A 21,836-nucleotide genomic window follows, 5' to 3' on the forward strand; every position below is an offset into this window, starting at 1 on the left:
GTCGAATGGGTGCGGGCCGATCAGGCCGCCGCCAGCTCCTCCAGCAGCGACAGCTCGATCGGATCGCCGGATGCGAGCATCCGGCGGACCTTCATGTGCACACGTGCGGCATTGATCGTCTCGACCGCCGCCAGCCCGTGTGCGTCGAAGCGCGCGACCACGTTTTCGGTCACGGCCTCGTCCGTGGTGTCGGGGCCGCCCGCGAAGCCCGCGATCTGCAATTTGCGGTCGCCCTGATCGGACCAGAACCACGGCACGGCGGCGTAGTCCGGGCCGTCGGGGTCGTCACCGGCGATGCGCGCGGCGATCAGGCGGGCATGGTCGGTGGCGGCCTGCACGCTTTCCAGACGAACGTGGCGTCCGGTGCGCGGATCGGGAAAGCTGGCGCAGTCGCCGAGGGCCGCGATCGCCGGATCGCTGGTCCGCAGGCGCGTATCCACCCGGATGCCGTTGGCGGTCTCGAGGCCCGCGTCCTCTGCCAGCTCGACATTGGGCTGCACGCCCGCCGCCAGCAGAACGAAATCGGCCGGCACGCGGGTGCCGTCGGCCAGTGTCACACCGGCCTCGTCCACGGACACGGCGGGCTGTCCGAGGAACAGCTCCGCGCCCCAGTCGCGGTGCAGCGTGGCGAAGCGGTTGGACATGAGCGGCGAGACGGCGCGCGCCATCAGGCGTGGCGCGGCTTCGATGACCGCCACCTCGTGCCCCTGCTTGACGGCGACGGCCGCAAATTCGAGTCCGATGAACCCGCCGCCGATCACCGCGATGCGGCGCGGCGCGTCGAGACGTCCGCGCAGGGTCCGCGCGTCGGCGAGGGTGCGTAGGTCGCAGGCGTGCTCCAGCCCCTCGATCGGCGGACGCATGTTTCGGGTGCCGGTGGCGAGGACCAGGTTCTCGTAGGGCAGGGCGCTGTCGCCCGCCGGCCCGGTCACCTCGACCCGGCCCGCGTCTCGGTCGATGCGCGTCACGGTGGTCTCGGGCAGGTAGGTCACGTCCTTCGTCTCGAAGAAACTCTGCGGGCGCAGCGCGAGCGCGTCGGCGTCGCCGTCCTTGAGATAGGCCTTGGACAGAGGCGGGCGCTGGTAGGGCAGGCCCGGCTCGGAGCCGATCAGCGTCACCGGTCCGTCGAAGCCCGCCTGCCGCAGGCTGATCGCCGCCTGCAGCCCGCCTTGCCCGGCTCCTGCTATGACGACGGGGCCAGCCATCAGATCTGGTCCTCGGGCAGATGTACCACGAGGCCGTCGAGCTCGGGCGTCAGCTTGATCTGGCACGACAGGCGCGAGCGCTCCGTCACCTCGGAGGTGGCCCCCTCGAGCATGTCGTCCTCGTCGTCCGAGCGCGTGCCGACCTTGTCGGCCCACGCTTCGTCCACGTAGCAGTGGCAGGTCGCGCACATCATCGAGCCGCCGCACTCGCCGACGATCCCGTCGACATCGTTCGACACCGCCGTCTTCATGACGCTCGCGCCCTCCTCGGCGTCGATCGTCGTGCTCTCGCCATCGTGGGCGACGTAGGTCACCTTGACCATGGTTCTCCTCCTCTCCGTCCGGGTCGCGTCGCGAACCGCTCAGTTCAGCACGACCGGCATGTTGATCGGTCCGCGGAAGCCGAAGCCCCGCCAGACCACAGCGTCACGGTCGGTCATGCGCATGTCGGGGAAGCGGTCGAACAGCATCGGCAGGATGATCTTGCCCACCGTTCGCCGTGCCACATGCGCGCCGGCGCAGTGATGCGGACCGTTGCCGAACGCCTGGTGGGGGTTCTTGTCGCGGAAGACAAAGAACTCTTCCCCGTTCTCGAACAGGTCCTCGTCCCGGCAGGCCGAGGCCTGGATCGTCATGACCGTGTCGCCCTTGGGGATATCGCAGCCGCCAAGCTCGGTGTCCTCGGTCACCAGCCGAGAGCTCGCCTGGATTGGCGCGACCCAGCGGATCGCCTCCTCGAAAGCCTTGCCCCACGCGTCCTGAGCGCGGACCTCGGCGAGCTGGTCGGGATTGTCCAGAAGTCCGAAGAGCGCGGTGGCGAGCGCGTCTCGCGGCTCGTTGATGCCGCCGCCAATGGCGATCTTGATGTTGGCGTAGACCTGGCTCATCGGGATCGGGTTCTCGGCATTCAGCATCACCGAGAAGGCGCTGCCGTCGGCCTCCGCCCGGCGCTTGTCCTGAAGGCTGTCGAACAGAGCGTCCATCTCGTCATTGGCCTCTTCCGACGCCGCGAAGGGTTCGGGCTTCCAGCCGAAGTTGCCCGCGCCGTCGATCAGCCGCTGCGACCAGCGCTGCATCTGCTCGTCCGTTGCCTCGGGGATGCCGAGGATATGCGCGAGGATGCGAGCGGCTAGCGGGCCGCAGAGCTCCTGGAAGAGGTCCACGGTCTCGCCGCGCGGCAGCCGCGAGATGTATTCGTCGGCGAGACGCTCGTAGAGCGGACCCCAGTCGGACTGGATTCGCTTGGGCGACAGCGCCGGCATGATCGCCTTGCGCTCGGCCATGTGCTCGGCGCCGTCCTTGCGCATCAGGGTGTGAGCGCGGAAGGCGGGCTTCATCGGCGTGTTCGGATCGTCGCTGCTGAACAGGACCGGATCGTCCTTCACTGCCTTGGTCAGGTGCGCCTTGGTCAGGAAGGTCCGGCGCGCCGCGGCGACGCGGGTGACCGGGCTCTCGGCGCGCAGGCGGCGATAGATCGGATACGGATCCGTCGTCAGCTGATCGAGCGTGATGCTTTCGTCCATCGGCGCGAGCGCCATGGTGTCCTCCCCCCCTGAATGTCTCCTCGGCCGATGTGATACAGCGCGGGTCCTTCCCGAAGCCATGCGATGGTTTTATTATCTTCCATCAACAGATTTGATGGATGCGCCATGCCGCCCCTCGGCCCAGACCTGAAGTCCGTAGACATGGCCGCGCTCGAGACCCTGCGCCTCGTGCACGAGCTGGGCTCGTTCACCGCCGCGTCCGAGCGGCTCGACGTGAACCAGTCGGCGGTGAGCTACACGATCGCCAAGCTGCGCGCCTGTTTCGGCGATCCGCTCTTCGTGCGCGAGGCCGGACGGCAGGTTCCGACCGAAAGGTGCGAACGGCTGCTGGAGCAGGCCGGCACCATCCTCGACCTGCTCGACGACATGGCCGAGCCCGACACGTTCGATCCCGCGCGGACCGAGGCCACGGTGACGCTGGCCTGCAACTTCTATGAACGCATCCTGGTGATTCCGCGGATCGTCTCGGCCCTGCGCGAGGAGGCGCCGCGCCTGTCGATCCGGGTCGTCAATGCGCTGGGCGACGGGCACCTGCGGCTTCTGCGGCGCGAGGCCGACGTGCTGATCGGACCGTTCGGCCGACCCGAATCCGGCTTTCATTCCAGGCGTCTCTACGAAGAGAAGTATGCCTGCCTGATGGACCCGTCGCATCCGCACGCGGGGCGCAGGCTGGACGCCGAGACCTACCTGTCCCTCAACCACATCCTCATCAACTACGGCGCCAGCTGGAAGTCCGCCTATCTTCATGAACTCGAGGCCTCGGGCCACGTGTTGCGCCCGGCGATCACGGTCCCGAGCCCCGCGGGAATCGCGGCGGTGATCCTCGGCTCGGACCTCGTGGCGACGGTGCCGAGCCGGCTCGGCCAGTCGATCTCGGAGGGGCTCGCGATCCGCGACTGCCCGTTCCCCGGCGCCTTCGACATCTCCGTGGTCTGGACCGCGCGCAACAACGCCTCGGCCATGCACACCTGGCTGCGCGACCGCATCTTCGCCGCCTGTCGTTGAACGCTCGGAAAAGGTCCGTGGCGCACCGCCATGCCTGGCGGGCTGTCCGGCGCTTTCGCTCGCGCCCGTGCGCGCGTATCGAGGGTGGACCCGATACGGAAAGGATCGCTCATGGACCGCGCCACACGCATCACCCAGGTCATTGCCGAGGAAATCGACGCGCGCCCGGCGCAGGTGGCCGCGGCGGTCGGGCTGCTGGATGACGGCGCGACCGTTCCCTTCGTGGCGCGTTACCGCAAGGAGGCGACAGGCGGGCTCGACGACGGACAGCTGCGCACGCTCGCCGACCGGCTGGGCTACCTGCGCGAGCTGGACGACCGGCGCGACGCCATCCTCAAGTCGATCTCCGAGCAGGACAAGCTGACCGACGCGCTGTCGCGCGCCATCGCCGGGGCCGAGACCAAGGCGCAGCTCGAGGACATCTACCTGCCCTACAAGCCCAAGCGCCGCACCAAGGCGATGATCGCGCGCGAGAACGGCCTGGAGCCCCTGCGCGACGCGATCCTCGCCGACCGCACGGCCGACCCGGAGACGCTGGCGACGGCCTACGTGACCGAGGCGGTGCCGACGGTGAAGGACGCGCTTGCCGGGGCTCGGGACATCGTTGTCGAGGAACTGTCGGAGACCGCCGACCTCGTGGGCGAGCTGCGCGGGTTTCTCCAGAAAGAGGCCGTGGTGACCGCCAAGGTCGTGCCGGGACAGGAGGAGAAGGGCGCCAAGTTCTCGGACTACTTCGATCATTCCGAGAAGTTCGCCACCATGCCGTCGCACCGCGCGCTCGCGTTGATGCGTGCGTGGAAGGAGGGCGTCGTCCACTTCGACATCGGCCCCGACCCCGAAGAGGGCCAGCCGCGCTGCGAGGCGATGGTGGCCGCGCGGCTGAAGCCGTCCGGCAGCGGCCCGGGCGACGCGTGGCTGCGCGGCGTCGCGGGCTTCGCCTGGCGGGTCAAGCTGTCGGGCACGATGACAACCGACCTCATGGCCGAGTTGCGCGCCCGCGCCCACGAGGAGGCCATCGCGGTCTTCGCCCGGAACCTCAGGGACCTGTTGCTGGCCGCGCCAGCGGGCGCGCGCCCGACGCTGGGCCTCGATCCGGGCATCCGGACCGGCGTGAAGGCGGCGGTCATCGACGCGACGGGCAAGCTGGTGGCGACCCACACGCTCTACCCGTTCCAGCCCAAGAAGGATCTGCGCGGGGCGCAGGCGGCGATTCTCGACATGATCTCGCGGCACGGGATCGAGCTGATCGCCATCGGCAACGGCACCGCCTCGCGCGAGACCGAGAAGATGGTGGCCGACACGCTGGCGATGCTGCCGAAGGGCGTGAAGGCGCCCACGAAGGTGGTGGTGAGCGAGGCCGGTGCCTCGGTCTACTCGGCCTCGGAACTGGCGGCGAAGGAATTTCCGGATCTCGACGTGTCGCTGCGGGGCGCGGTGTCCATCGCACGGCGGTTGCAGGATCCGCTCGCCGAGTTGGTAAAGATCGAGCCCAAGAGCATCGGCGTCGGTCAGTACCAGCACGATGTCGACCAGCGGCGGCTGGCAAAGTCGCTGGAGGCCGTGGTCGAGGACGCGGTGAACGCCGTGGGCGTGGACCTCAACACCGCCTCGGCGCCGTTGCTGGCGCACGTCTCGGGGCTGACCCCGGCGCTGGCCGAATCCATCGTGGGGCACCGCGACACCGCGGGCGCCTTCGCGTCGCGCAAGGAATTGCTGAAGGTCGCGCGCCTCGGGCCGCGGGCCTTTGAGCAGAGCGCCGGCTTTCTGCGGATCACGGGCGGAAAGGAGCCTCTGGATGCGTCCGCCGTCCACCCAGAGGCCTACGACGTGGCGCGCCGGATCGTCGCCGCCTGCGGCCGCGATCTGCGCGCGCTGCAAGCCGATCCGGCGGCCCTGCGCGGTGTGCGCGCGGAACAGTTCGTGGACGATCGTTTCGGCCTGCCCACGGTGCGCGACATCCTGTCGGAACTGGAAAAGCCCGGCCGCGACCCGCGTCCGACCTTCAAGACGGCGACCTTTGCCGAGGGCGTGGACGAGATCACCGACCTCAAGCCGGGGATGCGCCTCGAAGGCACGGTGACCAACGTCGCCGCGTTTGGCGCCTTCGTGGACATCGGTGTGCATCAGGACGGGCTGGTTCACGTAAGTCAGCTCGCCGACCGCTTCGTGAAGGACCCGCACGAGGTGGTGAAGGCCGGCGACGTGGTGCAGGTCCGCGTGACCGAGGTGGACGTGCCCCGAAAGCGCATCGGGCTGAGCATGAAAAAGGACGGCGGCGCCTCTGCGCGCGAGGACCGCGCGGCGCGGGGCGACGATCGTCCGGGCCGGGGGCAGGGCGGTCCCAAGGGTCAGTCTTCTGGCAAAGGCCAGCGCGGCAAGGGCGGCCCGCAAGGCGGCAAGGGGGGCAAGGCCGCCCCGAAGAGCGAGAGCGACCAACCCGGCGCGCTGGGCGCGGCGCTGATGGACGCGATGAAGAAGCGCTGAGCCGCGCCGGGGCGCGGCTGCGGGTCTTGCCTTTTTCACGGAACCCTTCAGCGGTGGCCCCCGAGGCCGGCGCGTGTTCGGACCCTCTCTCAGGAAGGCCGGGCACGGCTTGGAGGAACGTGACGAAAAGGCGCGCGGAGGCGCGAGGTGCTGCGATGGAGAAGGCGGAAAGGCCCTCGCTTCCGCCGGCGCGATCCGACCCTGCGTGGGCGGTCGCAGGATCCCACTTTGCCGCGTGAGCACGAGGCAAGAGACCCGACACGCGGCGCGTGGCGTCGACGTGAGCGGGAAGGGCGTGCCGAAAAATGACGAGGCCCGTGCCGGGGTGCGGCGCGGGCCTCTGTGTGTCTGGCGATATGCCGTGCGCGCGTCATGCGCGACGGGTGCCGCTCACGACGCCTTGCGCATCCCGTCCTCGGAGGCCGCGGTCGGCACCAGTGCGCGGACCACGTCGGTCATCGGCAGGGTGCCGACGGTCTGACCGTCGCGGGTGACACGGTAGGTCTTGTCCGTGTCGCCGCCGGCCTGGGCGATGACATCCTCCAACGTGGCGTTCTCGTCCACCGACCCGGCCGCGTCGGCGGGGGCGTCGGCGGTCTCGGTCATCACGGTGCGCGCGCGCAACACGCGGGCGCGATTGATGTCCGAGATGAAGTCCACGATGTAGGGATCGTTCGGGTTCACCAGGATGTGTTGCGGCTCGCCCTGCTGGACCACTTCGCCGTCCTTCAGGATCACCAGGTGGTCGGCGAGCTTGAGCGCCTCGTCGAGGTCGTGGGTGATGAACACCACCGTCTTCTGCAACTCTCGCTGAAGCTCCAGCAGCAGGTCCTGCATGTCGGTGCGGATCAGCGGGTCGAGCGCCGAGAACGCCTCGTCCATCAGCATGATGTCCGAGTTCGAGGTCAGCGCCCGGGCGATGCCCACGCGCTGCTGCATCCCGCCCGACAGCTGGTGGGGATATTGCGGGCCCTGTCCCTCGAGGCCGACGCGGTCGAGCCACTTGGTGGCTTCCTTCTCCCACGCGGACCGCTTCTCGCCGTCGACGATCATCGGCGTGGCCGCGTTCTCGAGCACCGTGCGGTGGGGCAGGAGGGCGAACTTCTGGAACACCATGGACATCTTCTTGCGGCGCACCTTGCGAAGCTCCGCCTCCGAGTAGGTCATGATGTTGTCGCCATCGACCCAGACCTCGCCGTCGGTGGGATCGATCAGCCGGTTGAGGTGCCGGATCAGCGTCGACTTGCCCGAGCCCGAAAGGCCCATGATGACGGTGATCTCGCCCGGGGCCATGTCGACATTGATGTCGCGCAGGCCCAGCACGTGGCGGTGCTGGTCCAGCAATTCGGCCTTGTGCATTCCGGCCTTGGCATGGGTGAGGGCGCCCTTCGGGTCCTCGCCGAAGATCTTGTAGAGATTGCGGATGGAAATCTTGGGGTCAGCCATGTCGCGCCCTCCTCAATGCTTCTGCGCGGCGTTGACGCGCGCGAGCGCCGCCTTGGTGGAGCGGTCGAGGATGACCGCGAGCAGCACGATGCCGAGACCCGAGATCAGGCCCACGCCCAGTTCGAGGTTGCGGATGCCGCGCAGCACCAGCACGCCGAGGCCCGGGGCCGAGACGAGCGACGCGATCACCACCATGGCGAGCGACATCATGATCGTCTGGTTCACACCGGCCATGATGTTCGGCAGCGCCAGCGGGATCTGCACGCCGTAGAGCTTCTGGCGCTTGGTCATGCCGAAGGCGTCGGCGGCCTCGATCACCTCCTTGTCCACCAGCCGGATGCCGAGGTTCGTCAGGCGGATCACCGGCACGATCGCGTAGAGGATGATGGCGATGCCGTAGAGCTTGGGTTCGGTCACCGAGAACAGGAAGATCAGCGGGATCAGGTAGACGAAGGGCGGCAGGGTCTGGAGCATGTCGAGCACCGGGATCATGCCGGCCTGCAACTTGTCCGACCGCGACATGGCGATGCCGATCGGCACGCCCAGAAGGACGCATATGAAGGCGCAGACGAAGATGATCGCCAGAGTCTGCATGGCGTAGTCGTAGTAGTCGATGAACGCGAGCAGCGCGAAGGAGCCGGCGACGAAGGCCATGAGCTTCCACGAGCGGCTGATGACCAGCACGATCAGCGCCAGAAGCGGGATCATGATCCACCACGGCACCGACTGGAACAGCGACAGCGCATTCGACAGCGCCCAGCTCAGCGGCTGGGTCAGCGGATCGAGCACGTAGGACAGCGCATCCTTGATGTCGAGGAAGCCCCGCTCCAGCCCGCGGGTCAGCTCGCGCGACTGCGGAAACGACGCGCAGGCATCATTGAGCGCGTCCATCGACGGGAACGGCGTGTCCCAGATCGTCCGCTCGGGCGCGTTCCCGGCCTGGTTCATCAGGTCGGCCATCGACATCGGGGCCGAACCGCCCCCGTCCTCGCCGCCGCTGCCGTCGCACCAGCCCCGAAGGCCCAGCGTGTCGAATATCCAGTCGTAGGTGGCCATGCGAAACCTCTTCCCGTGTTCGTGGTCCGACGCCTCTCGGGGGCGTCTTGAGTGCGGCGCGCGACGCCTCGCGGGGTCGCGCGCCCATATTCGTTATATCACAACATCGAGGACAGGCGCTCGCGCGCGCTGTCGTTCAGCCAGCTCGACCACGTGTCCTTGTAGTTCTGCAGGAAATGCACCGCCGCTTCCTCGGCGGTGGCGGAGTTTTCCTGCTGCCACGCGAGGATCGAGTTCATCTGGTCATTGGTGAACTGAAGATTGCGCAGCATGTCGACGACTTCGGGCTCGTCCTCTGCGAAGCTCTCGGTCACGACCGTCAGAACCTTGCCGTTGGGGTAGGCCGACAATTGCGGGTCGGCGCAGTCCTCGGTCGAGTTGCAGTCGTGCGCCTCCTCGTCGTAGCCGCCCACGTCCACGCGGGTCATGGGGTAGCGGCCGAGGACCGAGGTCGGGGCCCAGTAATAGCCGAACCAGGGTTCCTCGTTCTCGTAGGCGGACGCGATCGACGTCGCCATGGTCTCGCCCGAGCCGTGGTTGAAGACCTCGATGCCGGCCTCTTCGAGACCCGCCGCGCGGATGTTGTTGTTGTTCACCGTCTTGCACGCCCAGCCGTCGGGGCAATTGTGGAAACGGTTGCCGACCAGCTCGGGATTCTCCAGCACGCCCTCGATCGTGGCGAGTTCGGGATGCGCTTCAAGCAGGTAGTCAGGGATCCACCAACCCTCGACGCCGCCGTCGGACAGCACCTCCGTCAGCGCCTCGACCTTGCCCTCGGCTTCGAGGCGGTCGTAGACCGGCGCGGCGTTCACCCACAGTTCGGTCAGGATGTCCGGCTCACCGCTTTCCGCGACCGAGGTGATCGCGGGGTTGGTGGACGACGGCACGACGGTGACGTCGCAGCCATAGCCCTGCTGCATAAGAAAGGTCGCGACGCCGGTGACGACCGAGCCCGAAGCCCAGTTCATCTCGGTGATCGAGACCTCGCCGCAGCTCGTGTCGTCCTGAGCGAAGGCCGGGGCGGCCGCCAGCGTGGACAGACCCAGCGCGGCGATGGAAAGTGTGCGTTTCATCGTGTTCTTATCCCTGTCGGTTTTCGGTATGGCCCGCCCTTTTGTCGGAGCGTTTTGATTGACCGGTCAATCATAGCCGCGTCTGGAACGGCGAGGCGAGAAAAAGTCGCCCCGCCGCGCCAATGACTTAGCGGTTCAGCACGCCGGCGAGGTTTTCGCGGGCGCTTTCGTTCAGCCAGTCGGACCAGAGGTCTGTGTTCTCGGTCAGGAAATGGACGGCGCCTTCCTCGGCGGAGGCGGTGTTCTCTTCCATCCAGGCCAGCACGCCGTTCATCTGGTCGTTGGTGAACTGCATGTTGCGCAGCATCTCGGTCACTTCGGGTTCACGTTCGGCGAAGCTGTCGGTGACCACGGTGTAGACGTCGGCGTTGGGGTAGGCCGAGACCTGCGGATTCTCGCAATCGGCCTGTTCGTTGCAGGCGTGGGCCTCGGCGTCGAATCCGCCCATGTCGATGCGGGTCATCGGGTAACGCCCGAGGATCGCGGTCGGCGACCAGTAGTAGCCGATCCATGGCTCTTCGGACGTGTAGGCCGCGCCGATGGACGACGCCATGGTCTCACCCGAACCATGGTTGAAGATCTCGAAACCGGCCTCTTCGAAGCCCGCGGCCTCGAGGATGTTGTCGTTGACCGTCCGGCAGTCCCAGCCTTCGGGGCAGTTGTGGAAGCGGTTGTCGAGCAGGTCGGGATTCTCCAGCACGCCCTCGAGCGTCGCGAGCTCGGGGTGCTCCTCGATCAGGTAGTCGGGCACGTACCAGCCCTGCACGCTGCCGTCGGGCAGCACCTCGGTCAGCGGCTCCAGCGCGCCTTCCTCGACGAGACGGTCGTAGACCGGAGCGGAGTTCACCCACAGCTCGGTCAGCACGTCCGGTTCGCCGTTCTCGGCGACCGAGGCCAGCGCCGGCGTGATCGAGGACGGCACCACGGTCACGTCGCAGCCATAGCCCTGCTGCATCAGGAAGCTGGCGACGCTGGTCACGACGGAGGCCGAGGCCCAGTTCATCTCGGTGATCGAGACCTCGCCGCAGCTGCCGGCCGCGTCGTCCTGGGCCAGTGCGGGCAGGGGAGCGGCAACGACGAGCGTCACGGCGCAGAGCGCCGCCGTCTTTGGGGTAAATCGTGTCATGGGAAGTATCCTGGCGATGGGTTCATTTCGAAGCGGATGACCCTCACCTGTTGCGCGCGGGCCATGTGGCCAGTCACTTTTCGCCTGCTCGGACGGACATGCGCCGGTGCGAAAGGCAGGGCCCCGCACCGGCGCGGTATCATGTTACTGGTTCAGGACCGACGCGAGGTTTTCGCGCGCCGTGTCGTTGATCCAGTTCGACCAGGTGTCCTGGTAGTTGGTCAGGAAGTAGACCGCGCCCTCTTCACCCGAGGCCGAGTTCTCTTCCATCCACGCCACGATCTGGTTCATCGTGTCGACCTCGAACGTCATGTTCGACAGGAAGTCGGTCAGGTCCGGGTGCTCTTCCGCGAAGTTGGTGGTCACCGCGGTGCTCACCGGGGCGGCCGGGAAGCTGGTCTGCCCGACGTTATCGGAATCGGCGTTCTGAGCGGCGGCGTGCGCTTCCTCGTCGAACTCGCCCATGTCGACCGACACCATGTCGTAGCGGCCAAGCGGGGCGGTCGGCGCCCAGTAGTAGCCGAACCACGGCTCCTCGCTCTCGTAGGCCGAAGCCATCGAGGTCGCCAGGGTCTCGCCCGAGCCGTGGTTGAAGATCTCGATGCCCGCTTCTTCGACGCCGAAGGCCGGGAGGAGATTGTCGTTCATCACGCGGCAACCCCAGCCTTCGGGGCAGTTGTGAAAGCGGCTTCCTACCAGCTCGGGGTTCTCGAGGATGCCTTCGATCGATGTCAGCTCGGGGTGCTCCTCGGCGAGGTAGGCGGGGATCCACCAGCCTTCGACGCCGCCGGGATCGAGCACGGCACCCAGCTCCTCGACGCGGCCCTCTTCCTTGAGGCGCTCGTAGACCTCGCCGGTGGAGTTGGTCCACAGTTCGGTGACGATGTCGGGCTCACCGTTCTCGGCCAGCGAGGTGACTGCCGGAACCGTGTCGGAGGGTACGATCGAGACGTCGCAGCCGTAGCCCTGCTCCATGATGAAGTTCGCGACGTTGGTCACGACGGCGGCGGAGGACCAGTTCATCTCGGAGATCGAGACCTCGCCGCATTCGCCGGACTCCTGCGCGAAGGCAGGAGCGGCAAGAAGGGTGAGGGCGGTGGTCGCGGTCGTCAGCGTGAGGTGTCTCATGACTTCCTCTATGTTGTTCCATCGGCTCCGGGGGTGACCTCGGGAAGGCCCGACCCCGGGCGGGGTGATCGCAGGTCCGGCCGCCGCGCCGCGGTCGTGCGCGGCGCAATCATCGGCGGCATTCCGCCGGTCTCGGCCGGAACGCGGTCGCATTCAGTAAGTGCGCAAATCGGGCCGGTCTACCCCGACGAGGCGTAAAATCGCCGGAAAACGACATTCGCAGGTCGCTTTCTGCATACTCTGACAGCATTCGGGGCGCGGCTTCTCGGTATCCGACGCTGACCCGCGTCGGAAATCGTGTGATGCGCGACGGCCGCCGTGACCGGCGCGATCGCGCCGATGCCGATCCCGCGGGTCTCGCGGAATCGGGTGGGGCGGCGTCCCTCAGTAGATCGCCGTACCCCGATCGTCGCCTTCGCGGCTCCAGCCGCGATACATGCCCTCGCAATTGAAGGGCAGGGAGATTGCGCCGTCCGCACCGACGGCGATCAGCCCGCCCGAGCCGCCGATGGCCGTCAGATCGTCGATCACCACGCCGCGCGCCGCGGTGTCGAGATCGGCGCCGGCGAGCCGCATCCGGGCGTCGATTTCGTGGGCGACCGAGAGGCGCAGGAACGCTTCGCCGTCGCCCGTGGCCGACACCGCGCAGGTGGCGTTCGAGGCAAAGGTGCCGGCGCCGATCACCGGGCTGTCGCCCACACGGCCCGCCCGCTTGGCTGTCATGCCTCCGGTCGAGGTCGCGGCGGCGACATTGCCGTCGCGGTCGCGCGCCACCGCCCCTACGGTGCCGTGTCGGCGGGAAGGATCGTCGTCGAGCGTCCCGGCCGCCTCCATCGCCAAAGTGCTGTCGAGGGCGTCGCGGCGCTCCTGCGTGAAGAAGTAGTCGGCGTCCTCGAAGGGCAGGTCGGCGGCCCGCGCGACCTCGAGCGCGCCGTCGCCGATCATCAGGACGTGAGGCGTGGCCTCCATGACCGCGCGCGCCGTGCGCACCGGGTTGCGCGGGCCCATGATCCCGGCGACGGCCCCCGCCGCGCGGGTCCTGCCGTCCATGATGCACGCGTCCATCTCGTGGGTGCCCGCCCGGGTGAAGACCGCGCCGCGTCCGGCGTTGAACAGCGGCTCGTCCTCCAGCGCGCAGACCGTGGCGTCAACCGCGTCGAGCGCCGATCCGCCGCGCAACAGGATCGCCTCGCCCACCGCAAGGATGCGGTCGAGCGCGGCATGGGTGCGGGCGGCGCGCTCCTGGGTCATGTCGGCGGTGGGCAGAACGCCCGCGCCGCCGTGGATGGCCAGCGAAAATCCGGTGCTCATGCGATGTCGAAGCCTCTTCAGATGTGCTATTCGGCGCGGCGGCGCCGGTCGGTGCGCCAAAAAATGTGGCAGTAGGGTCGCCAAACATCAAATAACGGTGCACGGTGCTGTCCCCTTAACTGAATGCTGGTAAACTCGCCACAATATCTGGACGCATGTCGCGTGGCGGAGACAAAGTGATGAACATGAGCGTAGCCATTCCCCGAGAGACGCCCACCAAGGGCGCGCTGGTCGCCATTGGCGGGGCAGAGAACAAGACTTCCGCATCGAACGTGCTGCGCCGCGTTATGAAGCTGAGCGGAAAGCCCGATCCGGTCGTCGGCGTCATCACGACCGCCAGCGCGATCCCCGACGACGTGTTCAAGGGCTACGACGACGCGTTCCGCAGCCTCGGCGCCTCCGAGGTGCTCGATGTCCGGGTGCGTGAACGCGCCGACTCGGCCGAGGGCCGGTTCACCGACATGATCCGCCGGTCCGACGTTCTGTTCATCTCTGGCGGCGACCAGATGCGGCTGACCAACATCTTCGGCGGGTCGGATGCGCTCGACGCCATCCGCGAACGACACGAGGCCGGCATGGTCATCGCCGGCACCAGCGCCGGTGCGGCCTGCCAGTCGGCCACCATGGTCTACGGCGGTGCTGCCGACGACGCCCTCCGCAAGGGCGCGGTCAAGATGGCGGCAGGCTTCGGCCTTGTCGACGGCGTCATCATCGATACGCATTTCCTCGAGCGCGGGCGCTTCTCGCGACTGATGGAGGTGGGCGCGACCAATCCCGAATATCTCGGCGTGGGCCTTGGCGAGGATGCAGCTGTTCAATTCGACGGCGATACCATCCGTGTTTTCGGCGACGGGCACGTGATCCTCGTGGACAGCTCTGGAATCGAACGTTCGAATGTGTTCGAGTTGGCTGATGGGGAACCGGTCGCGGTTTCCGGCGTTAGAATGCATGCGCTGGTCGACGGGTACGGATACAGCCTGACGGACCAGCGGGTCCTCGGGCCGGAGGAGCTCGAGGCAGAAAGCCTGGAGCGTAGGATTGCGTATACTTGAACACCGTGCACTGCGCGGCCCCAACTATTACAGCCGCTATCAAGCCATCTACATGCGCCTCGATGTCGAGGAACTCGAAGAGCGCCCGTCCGACAAGGTTCCGGGCATCGCCGAGCGTCTCGAGGCGCTGATCCCATCCATTCACGACCACCGCTGCTCCGTTGGCGAGCCGGGCGGTTTTCTGCAGCGGGTGCGAAACGGCACATGGGCCGGCCACATGGTCGAACATGTCGCGATCGAGCTGCAAAATCTCGTGGGTTTCTCGGTTGGCTACGGCAAGACCGTCGATAGCTACGAACCCGCCGTCTACAACGTCGTCTACCGCTACCGCGACGAGGCCACCGGCATCGCCGCCGGCGAGGCCGCGGTCGACATCGTGCAGAAGCTCTACGATGGCGACGAAGTCGACCTTCAGCCGCATATCGACCACCTGAAAGAGGTCCGTGACGCCAACGCGCTCGGCCCCTCGACCGGCTCGATCGTGAACGCGGCCAAGGCGCGTAACATCCCCGCCTACAACCTGACCGAGGGCACGAGCTACACGCAGCTCGGACACGGCATCAAGCAGCGCCGCTTCCAGGCGACCGTCACGGATGCGTCGGGAATCATCGGCCACTCGATCGCCGACGACAAGGACTGGACGAAGCAGATCCTCGGCGACGCCGGCGTGCCCGTGCCCCGCGGCCAGACGTGCTATTCCTTCGAAGAGGCGCAGGAGGCCGCCGCGTGGATCGGCTGGCCGGTCGTGACCAAGCCGCTTTCGGGCAACCACGGGCGCGGCGTGACCACCGACATCGGCTCGGACGAGGATCTGCGCTCGGGCTACGACGCCGCCGTGGCGCGGGCCCGCGACGAATATGCCGGCGTCATCGTGGAAAGCTACATCCGCGGCGAGGATCACCGGATGCTGGTCATCGGCGGCAAGCTCGTCGCCGCCGCGCGTCGCCGACCTGCCCACGTGGAGGGCGACGGCGAACACACGATCCAGTGGCTCATCGACCGCGAGAACGAGGACCCGCGCCGCGGCGTGGGGCACGAGAACCTGCTCACCCAGATCAAGGTGGACGAACAGACCCACCGGATGCTGGAGCAGGCGGGTTTCTCGCTCGACACCGTGCTGCCCAAGGGGGAGCTTGCGTTCCTCAAGTCCACCGCCAACATCTCGACCGGCGGCACCGCGACCGACCTCACCGACGAGGTGCACCCCGAGGTCAAGTTCGCGATGGAGCGGATCGGCCGTCTCGTGGGCCTCGACGTGATCGGCATCGACCTGCTGTGCGAAACCGTGTCCGTGCCGCTCGACCAGCAATCGGCCGGTGTGGTCGAGGTCAACGCCGGCCCCGGCTTTCGGATGCACATGGCCCCGACCCACGGTCATCCGCGTCCGGTGGGCGAGCACATCGTCGACATGCTGTTCCCCGACCAGTCCGACGACGGCCGGATCCCGATTACCGCGATCACGGGCACGAACGGCAAGACAACGACGACCCGCCTCACCAGTCACATCCTGCGCCAGGCCGGCTGGTCGGTGGGCATGGGCTGCACCGGCACCGTCGAGATCGACAACAACGTGATCCTGCGCGGCGACTATTCCGGTCCCGCCGCGGCCCAGGCCGTTCTGCGCGAGCCTACGGTCGAGCATGCGGTCCTCGAGGTCGCGCGCGGCGGCATCATGCGCCGGGGCCTCGGCTTCGACGAGGCCGACGTGGGCATCCTGATGAATATCGCCTCGGATCACCTGGGCGAACGGGACATCCACACGCTCGAGGAACTGGCGCGCTGCAAGACGGTCGTCGTCGACGCCGTGAAGCGCAAGGAGGAAGGCGGCTACTGCGTTCTGAACGCGGACGACCCCCTCGTGATGGAGCACGGCACCTACTGGGCGCGCGGGCAGATCATCTACTTCACGATGGACCCCGAGAACCCCGCCCTGACCGAGCATCTGGGCAATCTCGGCATGGTAATGACCGTGAAGAACGGCAAGATCGTCCTGCTGCGCGGCAAGGTCACGGTCGAGATCGTCGAGGTCAACGACGTGCCGATCGCGTTCGAGGGGCACGCGCCCTTCAACGTCCAGAACGCCATGGCGGCCGCGGCCGCGGCGCTGGCCCACGGGATCGAGATTGACGACATCCGCGCAGGCCTTCTGACGTTCCACCCGACCCCCGCGCAGATGCCCGGCCGCACCAACTACTTCGAGGCGCACGGCGTGAAGTGCCTGATCGACTACGGCCACAACGTGCCCGCGCTCGAGGCGCTGGAACCGCTGGTCAACGGTCTCGGCACGCAGCGCAAGATCGCGGTCTCCACGGCGCCCGGCAACCGGCGCGACGAGGATCTGCAGGCGCTGGGCGCACAGTTGGCCAAGATGTGCGACTCGGTCTTCGTCTACGAGACCGACGCCCGCGGCCGGTCCGAGGGCGAGGTCGCTAAGCTGATCTCGGAGGGCGCCAAGCAATCGGGCGCGGCGGGCCGCGTCGAGGTCATCATGGGCGAGGCCGAGGCCGTGGAGCGGGCGATGGAAGAGGCCCGCGAGGGCGACTTCCTGCTGCTGCTCGTGGACGACATCGAGGGCACGACCGAGCGCCTCAAGGGGCGGTCCTTCCCGACCCAGGCGGAACTCGCCCAGACCTGAACCAAGACACGACGCGTGGCGCACCGCCGGAGGCAACCGGCGGGCGCGCGCGTCCCGTATGCTCCGGGAGGACAGACCCCCATGACCAAGAACGTATTCGTCATCGGCATGAACGACCTGAACGCCGAGCGTCTCAAGCGTCTGCGCGGCGTCGAGGACGTGGCGTTTCACCCGTTGCTGACGCCCGCGCAGGTCTCCGAGACGCAGGATTTCGACATCCCCGAGATGCTGAAGGAGGCCGAGGCCACCCTCGACGCCTTCGACGGATCGATCGACGCCATCGTCGGCTACATCGACTTCCCGGTCTCGACCATGCTGCCGATCCTGTGCGAGAAATACGGCACCAAGCAGGCCTCGCTTGAGAGCCTGCTGAAGTGCGAGCACAAGTTCTGGTCGCGCGCCGTGATGAAGGAGGTGATCCCCGACCACATCCCGAAGTTCACCGCCTTCGACCCGTTCGATGACGAGGCGCTGTCGAAAATCGGCGAAGCCGACCTGCGGTTTCCTTTCTTCGTGAAGCCGATCAAGTCGTCGGGCTCGCGCCTCGGCTTCCGCATCGACAGCCCCGAGGACTTCGACTACGCGACCGAGAAGCTCCGCGCCGAGATCCGCACGATCGGCGAGCCCTTCGATCACGTCCTGAGCCAGGCCAACCTGCCCGACGACATCGCGCGCGTGGAGGGCCACTACTGCATGGCCGAGCAGGTCATCGGCGGCCGTCAGTGCACGGTCGAGGGCTACGTCCACGACGGGAACGTGGTGCCCTACGGGACCGTCGACTCGATCCGTTACCCGCAGGTGCTGAGCTTCTTCTACTACCTCTACCCCTCGCAGCTTCCGAAGAAGGTGCAGGACAAGATGTGGGAGATCACGCGCACGATCATGAGTCACATCGGCTACGACAACGCGGGCTTCAACATCGAGTATTACTGGGACGAGGTGCAGGACAAGATCTGGCTGCTGGAGATCAACACCCGCATCGCGCAGTCACACTGCGACCTGTTCGAGATGGTCGACGGCGTGAGCCACCAGCAGGTGACGGTGGATCTCGGCCTCGGTCGCAAGCCCGATATGCCGAGCGGCGAGGGCCCCGAGAACGTGGCGGCCGAGTTCTTCTACCGGGTGTTCTTCCGCGACGCGACCGTGGCCCGTGCGCCGTCCCGCGCCGAGATCGAGGTCGCGGCCGAGCAGGTCGAGGGCACGCGGATCGTGTCCTACGTGAAGAAGGGCATGCAGCTTTCGGAGCTGCCCGAACAGGACGCCTACTCTTTTGCCGTGGCCTCCGTCTGGATGGGGGCGGGAAAGCAGTCCAAGCTGTTGTGGAACTACGAACAGGTGATGAAGCGGTTGAACTTCGAGTTCACGGACATCGTCGAATGAGGCGCGTGGGGCGGCGCGATCACGCCCGCCCGACACCGCGTCACGTACCGGTGCGCCGCGCTGGACAGCCGAGCGCCCGCGCGGCATAGCCTGTTGCCGTCTCCCTGCCTTCCCTATCCGAGAATCGAGCCCCTCCATGAAGATCGACCAGGACCTTCCCCGCGACGTTCGGGAACTCGAACACGTGCGAATCCCGATGCCCGACGGCACGCACCTCGCCGCGCGGATCTGGATGCCCGAGGGGGCCGAGGACGCGCCCGTGCCGGCGGTTCTCGAGTACATTCCCTACCGAAAGAACGACAAGACGCTCGAACGTGACCATGCCCGGGCGCCGTGGATCGCGGCGCGGGGCTACGCCTATGTCCGTCTCGACATCCGCGGCACCGGCGAGTCCGAGGGCGTCATGGAGGACGAGTACACCGAGATCGAGCTTCAGGACGGCTGCGACGCCATCGCGTGGATCGCCGACCAGGCATGGTGCGACGGCGGCGTGGGGATCGTCGGAATCTCGTGGGGCGGCTTCAACGGCCTCCAGATCGCCGCGCTGCGCCCGCCCGCGCTGAAGGCGGTGGTCACCATCTGCTCGACCGACGATCGCTATGCCGACGACATCCACTACATGGGCGGCACGCTTCTGGTGGATCAGCTCTCATGGGCGTCGGTCATGTTCGGGATCAACACCCTGCCGCCGGACCCCGCCCATGTGGGCGACGACTGGCGCCGGCTCTGGGAAGAGCGACTCGACGGTTCGGGCCTCTGGCTCAAGACCTGGCTCGAACACCAGACCCGCGACGATTTCTGGAAGCACGGCTCGGTCTGCGAGGACTGGGACGACATCGAGGTGCCGGTCTATGCCGTTTCGGGCTGGGCCGACGGCTATTGCCGGTCGGTCTTCCGGCTGGTCGAGAAGCTGAAGAGCCCCGCCAAGGGCATCGTCGGGCCTTGGTCGCACAAGTATCCGCACCTGGGCGAACCCGGACCCGCCATCGACTGGCTGACCGAGGAGGTCCGGTGGTGGGATCGCTGGCTCAAGGACCGCGACACCGGGATTGACGCCGAGCCCGCGCTGACCCTCTACCTGCAGGATCATGCCGAGCCGCGCTCGCACTACGACTACCGCGAGGGGCAGTGGATCGCGCTCCCATCCTGGCCGGCCCCCGAGGTCGCCTCGGTGGCGTTCCCGCTGGGGTCGGATGGCACGCTGGGCGTCGATGGCGCGCCGCGCGACGTGCAGGACATCGCCTCGCCGCTCTGGGTCGGCACGCATGGCGGCAAGTGGTGCTCATACGCGCATCCCGGCGACCAGCCCGGCGACCAGCGCCGCGACGACGCCGGCAGCCTGACCTACACGACCGAGCCGCTCGAGGCGCCCATGCATCTCGTGGGCGACGGCACGCTGTCGCTCAGCTTCACCGCCGACCGTCCGGTCGCGCAGGTGGCGGTCCGGGTGTCGGACGTGGCCCCAGACGGCGCCGCGACGCGGGTCTGCTACGGGCTTCTGAACCTCACCCACCGCAACGGGCACGAGTTCCCCGAACCACTGGTCCCGGGCAAGACCTACGAAGTGCGCGTGCCGCTGAAGCACGTGGCGCAGACCTTCCGCGCCGGGCACCGGATGCGGCTGTCGATCTCGTCCGCCTACTTCCCCATCGCGTGGCCCGCACCCGAGACGGCGACGCTCTCCGTGGACACCGACCGCACGCTCCTGCACCTGCCGCTTCTGACCGGAGAGGTGCCCGCGGGCCCCGATCTCGGCACGCCCCGCGCCGCCGAGCCTCTGCCGCTGGACGTGGACGTGCCGCCGCAATCCACCTGGACCGTGACCGAGGACCGCGACACCGACCGTATCACCGTGCGCGTGACCGACCACGAGGGCGCGGTGACAATCGTGGGGCAGGACTTCTACCACTCCGCCGACTGCGAGGAGGTGTACTCGGTCCTGCCGAACGACCCGACCTCGGTCACCGGCCGCGTGGCGTGGGAACATGTCATGGCGCGCGGCGAATGGCGCGTCCGCACCCTGACCGAGACCCAGCTGACCTCGGACGCCACGCATTTCCGCATCGAGGCGCGGATGCAGGCCTGGGACGGCGAGGACCTGGTCCGCGACCAGAGCTGGGACGAACGCATCCCGCGCAACCTGGTCTGAGGGACATGCAGGCGGCGGCGTCTGATGTCCGCCGCCGCATCGACCGGTCTATCCCGCGCGCGATCCGCGTCGGGCCGCCTTCGGCGAGAGTATTTGGGACGAGAAGAAGCCCCGTGACGGGGCTTCGGTGCGGCGAACGTGACCCGTTGTCGCGAGGGCGCCAGCGCGCGTTTCGTGTCGCGCGGCATGTCCCCATCGCCCCTTGCACCGAACGGCGTGCCCGTGTCCCCTGAGCGGGCTCACCCCACGGAGGCCCGCGCATGGACGCTCGCATCATTACCTACGACGGCGCACGGTCCGCGCTGGACTGGCCCGGTGCGCTCGCCGCGCTGGAGGACGGCCACCGCCGCCCCAAGGCCGAGATCGGCGACCTGTTCCTCGGGCCGCCCGAGGGCACGCTCCTGACCCGCGCGGCCCGGATCGAGGGGCTGGGATACGGCGTGAAGTCGGTGACGGTGTTCGGCGACAATCCCGCCGCCGGACTGCCGAGCGTGCAGGGCGCGATGTTCGTCTTCGCGCCGGAGCAGGGGCAGCTGACCGCGATCGTGGAAAGCCGGCTCGTCACCGAGATCAAGACCGCCGCCGACTCGGTTCTGGGGGCCCGGCTTCTGGCGCGGCCGGACCCGCGGCACCTGCTGATCGTGGGCGCGGGAACCGTGGCGCAGAGCCTCGTCGGTGCCTATTCCGCCGCCTTTCCGTCGCTCGAGCGGATCTCGGTCTGGGCCCGGCGTCCCGAGCGGGCCGAGGCTCTGGCGCGGGCGGCCGGGGGCCTCGTGCCGGTCGCTGCGGTCGCCGATCTCGAACAGGCGGCGGGGCAGGCCGACATCGTGTCCAGCGCCACCATGGCCCGCACCCCGGTTCTGCGCGGCGCGTGGATCGCGCCCGGCACCCATGTTGATCTGATCGGCGCCTTCAAGGCCGACATGCGCGAGGCCGACGACGCGCTGATCTTGGGCGGCGTGCTTTTCGTCGACAGCCGCGAGACCACGCTCGGCCATATCGGGGAGCTGACCATCCCCATCGAGGCGGGTGTCATCGGCCCGGAGGCGGTGCGCGCGGATTTCTACGACCTGATCGCCGGCGGTGTCCCGGGCCGTCCCACGGACGACGCGGTCACTGTCTTCAAGAACGGCGGCGGCGCGCATATGGACCTGATGATCGCCGACTGGATCGCCCGCACCGCCTGAGGTCCGCACCGGCCTTTCCGAGACGCGCGCGGAACGCTATGGGTGCCCGGGAACG

Annotated in this window: 16 protein-coding genes; 7 read left to right on the plus strand and 9 right to left on the minus strand. The window is 67.8% G+C overall.

Annotation, left to right across the window (positions count from 1 at the left end; translation table 11 throughout):
* Positions 1-20: 20 nt before the first annotated feature.
* From BMX29_RS14640 to BMX29_RS14650, 3 genes are read right to left on the minus strand one after another with little or no spacing between them, the layout of a single operon-like run.
* Positions 21-1,205 carry an NAD(P)/FAD-dependent oxidoreductase gene (locus BMX29_RS14640; RefSeq protein WP_092814158.1) on the minus strand — a complete coding sequence of 395 codons (1,185 nt, stop codon included), beginning with the start codon at positions 1,203-1,205 and terminating at the stop codon, positions 21-23.
* Positions 1,205-1,528, minus strand: coding sequence for a 2Fe-2S iron-sulfur cluster-binding protein (locus tag BMX29_RS14645; RefSeq protein WP_092814160.1), 324 nt, complete (start codon positions 1,526-1,528; stop codon positions 1,205-1,207). Before BMX29_RS14645 ends, BMX29_RS14640 begins: the two co-directional genes overlap by 1 nt.
* A gap of 39 nt (positions 1,529-1,567) precedes the next feature.
* Positions 1,568-2,743 carry a cytochrome P450 gene (locus BMX29_RS14650; protein WP_092814163.1) on the minus strand — a complete coding sequence of 392 codons (1,176 nt, stop codon included), beginning with the start codon at positions 2,741-2,743 and terminating at the stop codon, positions 1,568-1,570.
* Positions 2,744-2,854: 111 nt separating this feature from the next.
* On the opposite strand from BMX29_RS14650, the gene BMX29_RS14655 reads away from it, so the two are divergent.
* Positions 2,855-3,754 carry a LysR family transcriptional regulator gene (locus tag BMX29_RS14655; protein ID WP_092814166.1) on the plus strand — a complete coding sequence of 300 codons (900 nt, stop codon included), beginning with the start codon at positions 2,855-2,857 and terminating at the stop codon, positions 3,752-3,754.
* A 111-nt stretch (positions 3,755-3,865) separates the two neighbouring features.
* Positions 3,866-6,238, plus strand: a complete 2,373-nt coding sequence (locus tag BMX29_RS14660) for a Tex family protein (RefSeq protein WP_092814169.1) — start codon at positions 3,866-3,868, stop codon at positions 6,236-6,238.
* Between the two features lie 390 nt (positions 6,239-6,628).
* Here the strand turns inward: BMX29_RS14660 and BMX29_RS14665 are convergent, their stop codons facing one another.
* The 6 genes from BMX29_RS14665 to BMX29_RS14690 form a co-directional block, all read right to left on the minus strand.
* Complete coding sequence (locus tag BMX29_RS14665; protein ID WP_092814172.1) at positions 6,629-7,684, minus strand: quaternary amine ABC transporter ATP-binding protein; 1,056 nt, start codon at positions 7,682-7,684, stop codon at positions 6,629-6,631.
* Positions 7,685-7,696: 12 nt separating this feature from the next.
* The gene (locus BMX29_RS14670; RefSeq protein ID WP_043843219.1) at positions 7,697-8,740 is read right to left on the minus strand and encodes an ABC transporter permease; all 1,044 of its coding nucleotides are present in this window, start codon (positions 8,738-8,740) and stop codon (positions 7,697-7,699) included.
* A 98-nt stretch (positions 8,741-8,838) separates the two neighbouring features.
* Entirely contained in the window at positions 8,839-9,813 is a 975-nt protein-coding gene (locus tag BMX29_RS14675) for an ABC transporter substrate-binding protein (protein ID WP_092814175.1), read from the minus strand.
* A 127-nt stretch (positions 9,814-9,940) separates the two neighbouring features.
* Positions 9,941-10,939 carry an ABC transporter substrate-binding protein gene (locus BMX29_RS14680; protein ID WP_092814178.1) on the minus strand — a complete coding sequence of 333 codons (999 nt, stop codon included), beginning with the start codon at positions 10,937-10,939 and terminating at the stop codon, positions 9,941-9,943.
* Positions 10,940-11,083: 144 nt separating this feature from the next.
* A complete protein-coding gene (locus BMX29_RS14685) occupies positions 11,084-12,067 on the minus strand; it encodes an ABC transporter substrate-binding protein (protein WP_092814181.1) in 984 nt (327 codons plus the stop codon).
* A 384-nt stretch (positions 12,068-12,451) separates the two neighbouring features.
* Positions 12,452-13,378, minus strand: coding sequence for an isoaspartyl peptidase/L-asparaginase family protein (locus tag BMX29_RS14690; RefSeq protein WP_092814183.1), 927 nt, complete (start codon positions 13,376-13,378; stop codon positions 12,452-12,454).
* A gap of 179 nt (positions 13,379-13,557) precedes the next feature.
* Here BMX29_RS14690 and BMX29_RS14695 point away from each other — a divergent pair, with 179 nt between their 5' ends.
* The 5 genes from BMX29_RS14695 (at position 13,558) to BMX29_RS14715 (ending at position 21,781) form a co-directional block, all read left to right on the plus strand.
* A complete protein-coding gene (locus tag BMX29_RS14695) occupies positions 13,558-14,430 on the plus strand; it encodes a cyanophycinase (protein WP_092814185.1) in 873 nt (290 codons plus the stop codon).
* Positions 14,417-17,065, plus strand: coding sequence for a cyanophycin synthetase (gene cphA, locus BMX29_RS14700; RefSeq protein ID WP_092814188.1), 2,649 nt, complete (start codon positions 14,417-14,419; stop codon positions 17,063-17,065). The genes BMX29_RS14695 and cphA overlap by 14 nt, the downstream gene beginning before the upstream one ends.
* A gap of 81 nt (positions 17,066-17,146) precedes the next feature.
* Positions 17,147-18,445 carry an ATP-grasp domain-containing protein gene (locus tag BMX29_RS14705; RefSeq protein WP_092814190.1) on the plus strand — a complete coding sequence of 433 codons (1,299 nt, stop codon included), beginning with the start codon at positions 17,147-17,149 and terminating at the stop codon, positions 18,443-18,445.
* Between the two features lie 136 nt (positions 18,446-18,581).
* Positions 18,582-20,594: a CocE/NonD family hydrolase gene (locus BMX29_RS14710; RefSeq protein ID WP_092814192.1), complete on the plus strand. Its 2,013-nt coding sequence runs from the start codon at positions 18,582-18,584 to the stop codon at positions 20,592-20,594.
* A 260-nt stretch (positions 20,595-20,854) separates the two neighbouring features.
* A complete protein-coding gene (locus BMX29_RS14715) occupies positions 20,855-21,781 on the plus strand; it encodes an ornithine cyclodeaminase family protein (RefSeq protein ID WP_092814195.1) in 927 nt (308 codons plus the stop codon).
* Positions 21,782-21,836: the final 55 nt, after the last annotated feature.

Source organism: Roseivivax marinus, assembly GCF_900109705.1.
Lineage (GTDB): Bacteria > Pseudomonadota > Alphaproteobacteria > Rhodobacterales > Rhodobacteraceae > Roseivivax > Roseivivax marinus.

What these genes read in the sequence shown, in the direction of transcription:
- BMX29_RS14650 (WP_092814163.1), bottom strand. Translation starts at nt 2,743, where the DNA reads ATGGCGCTCGCGCCGATGGACGAAAGCATCACGCTCGATCAGCTGACG.
- BMX29_RS14645 (WP_092814160.1), bottom strand. Translation starts at nt 1,528, where the DNA reads ATGGTCAAGGTGACCTACGTCGCCCACGATGGCGAGAGCACGACGATC.
- BMX29_RS14665 (WP_092814172.1), bottom strand. Translation starts at nt 7,684, where the DNA reads ATGGCTGACCCCAAGATTTCCATCCGCAATCTCTACAAGATCTTCGGC.
- BMX29_RS14695 (WP_092814185.1), top strand. Translation starts at nt 13,558, where the DNA reads ATGAACATGAGCGTAGCCATTCCCCGAGAGACGCCCACCAAGGGCGCG.
- BMX29_RS14675 (WP_092814175.1), bottom strand. Translation starts at nt 9,813, where the DNA reads ATGAAACGCACACTTTCCATCGCCGCGCTGGGTCTGTCCACGCTGGCG.
- BMX29_RS14640 (WP_092814158.1), bottom strand. Translation starts at nt 1,205, where the DNA reads ATGGCTGGCCCCGTCGTCATAGCAGGAGCCGGGCAAGGCGGGCTGCAG.
- BMX29_RS14670 (WP_043843219.1), bottom strand. Translation starts at nt 8,740, where the DNA reads ATGGCCACCTACGACTGGATATTCGACACGCTGGGCCTTCGGGGCTGG.
- BMX29_RS14690 (WP_092814183.1), bottom strand. Translation starts at nt 13,378, where the DNA reads ATGAGCACCGGATTTTCGCTGGCCATCCACGGCGGCGCGGGCGTTCTG.
- BMX29_RS14680 (WP_092814178.1), bottom strand. Translation starts at nt 10,939, where the DNA reads ATGACACGATTTACCCCAAAGACGGCGGCGCTCTGCGCCGTGACGCTC.
- BMX29_RS14705 (WP_092814190.1), top strand. Translation starts at nt 17,147, where the DNA reads ATGACCAAGAACGTATTCGTCATCGGCATGAACGACCTGAACGCCGAG.
- BMX29_RS14655 (WP_092814166.1), top strand. Translation starts at nt 2,855, where the DNA reads ATGCCGCCCCTCGGCCCAGACCTGAAGTCCGTAGACATGGCCGCGCTC.
- BMX29_RS14685 (WP_092814181.1), bottom strand. Translation starts at nt 12,067, where the DNA reads ATGAGACACCTCACGCTGACGACCGCGACCACCGCCCTCACCCTTCTT.
- BMX29_RS14660 (WP_092814169.1), top strand. Translation starts at nt 3,866, where the DNA reads ATGGACCGCGCCACACGCATCACCCAGGTCATTGCCGAGGAAATCGAC.
- BMX29_RS14715 (WP_092814195.1), top strand. Translation starts at nt 20,855, where the DNA reads ATGGACGCTCGCATCATTACCTACGACGGCGCACGGTCCGCGCTGGAC.
- BMX29_RS14710 (WP_092814192.1), top strand. Translation starts at nt 18,582, where the DNA reads ATGAAGATCGACCAGGACCTTCCCCGCGACGTTCGGGAACTCGAACAC.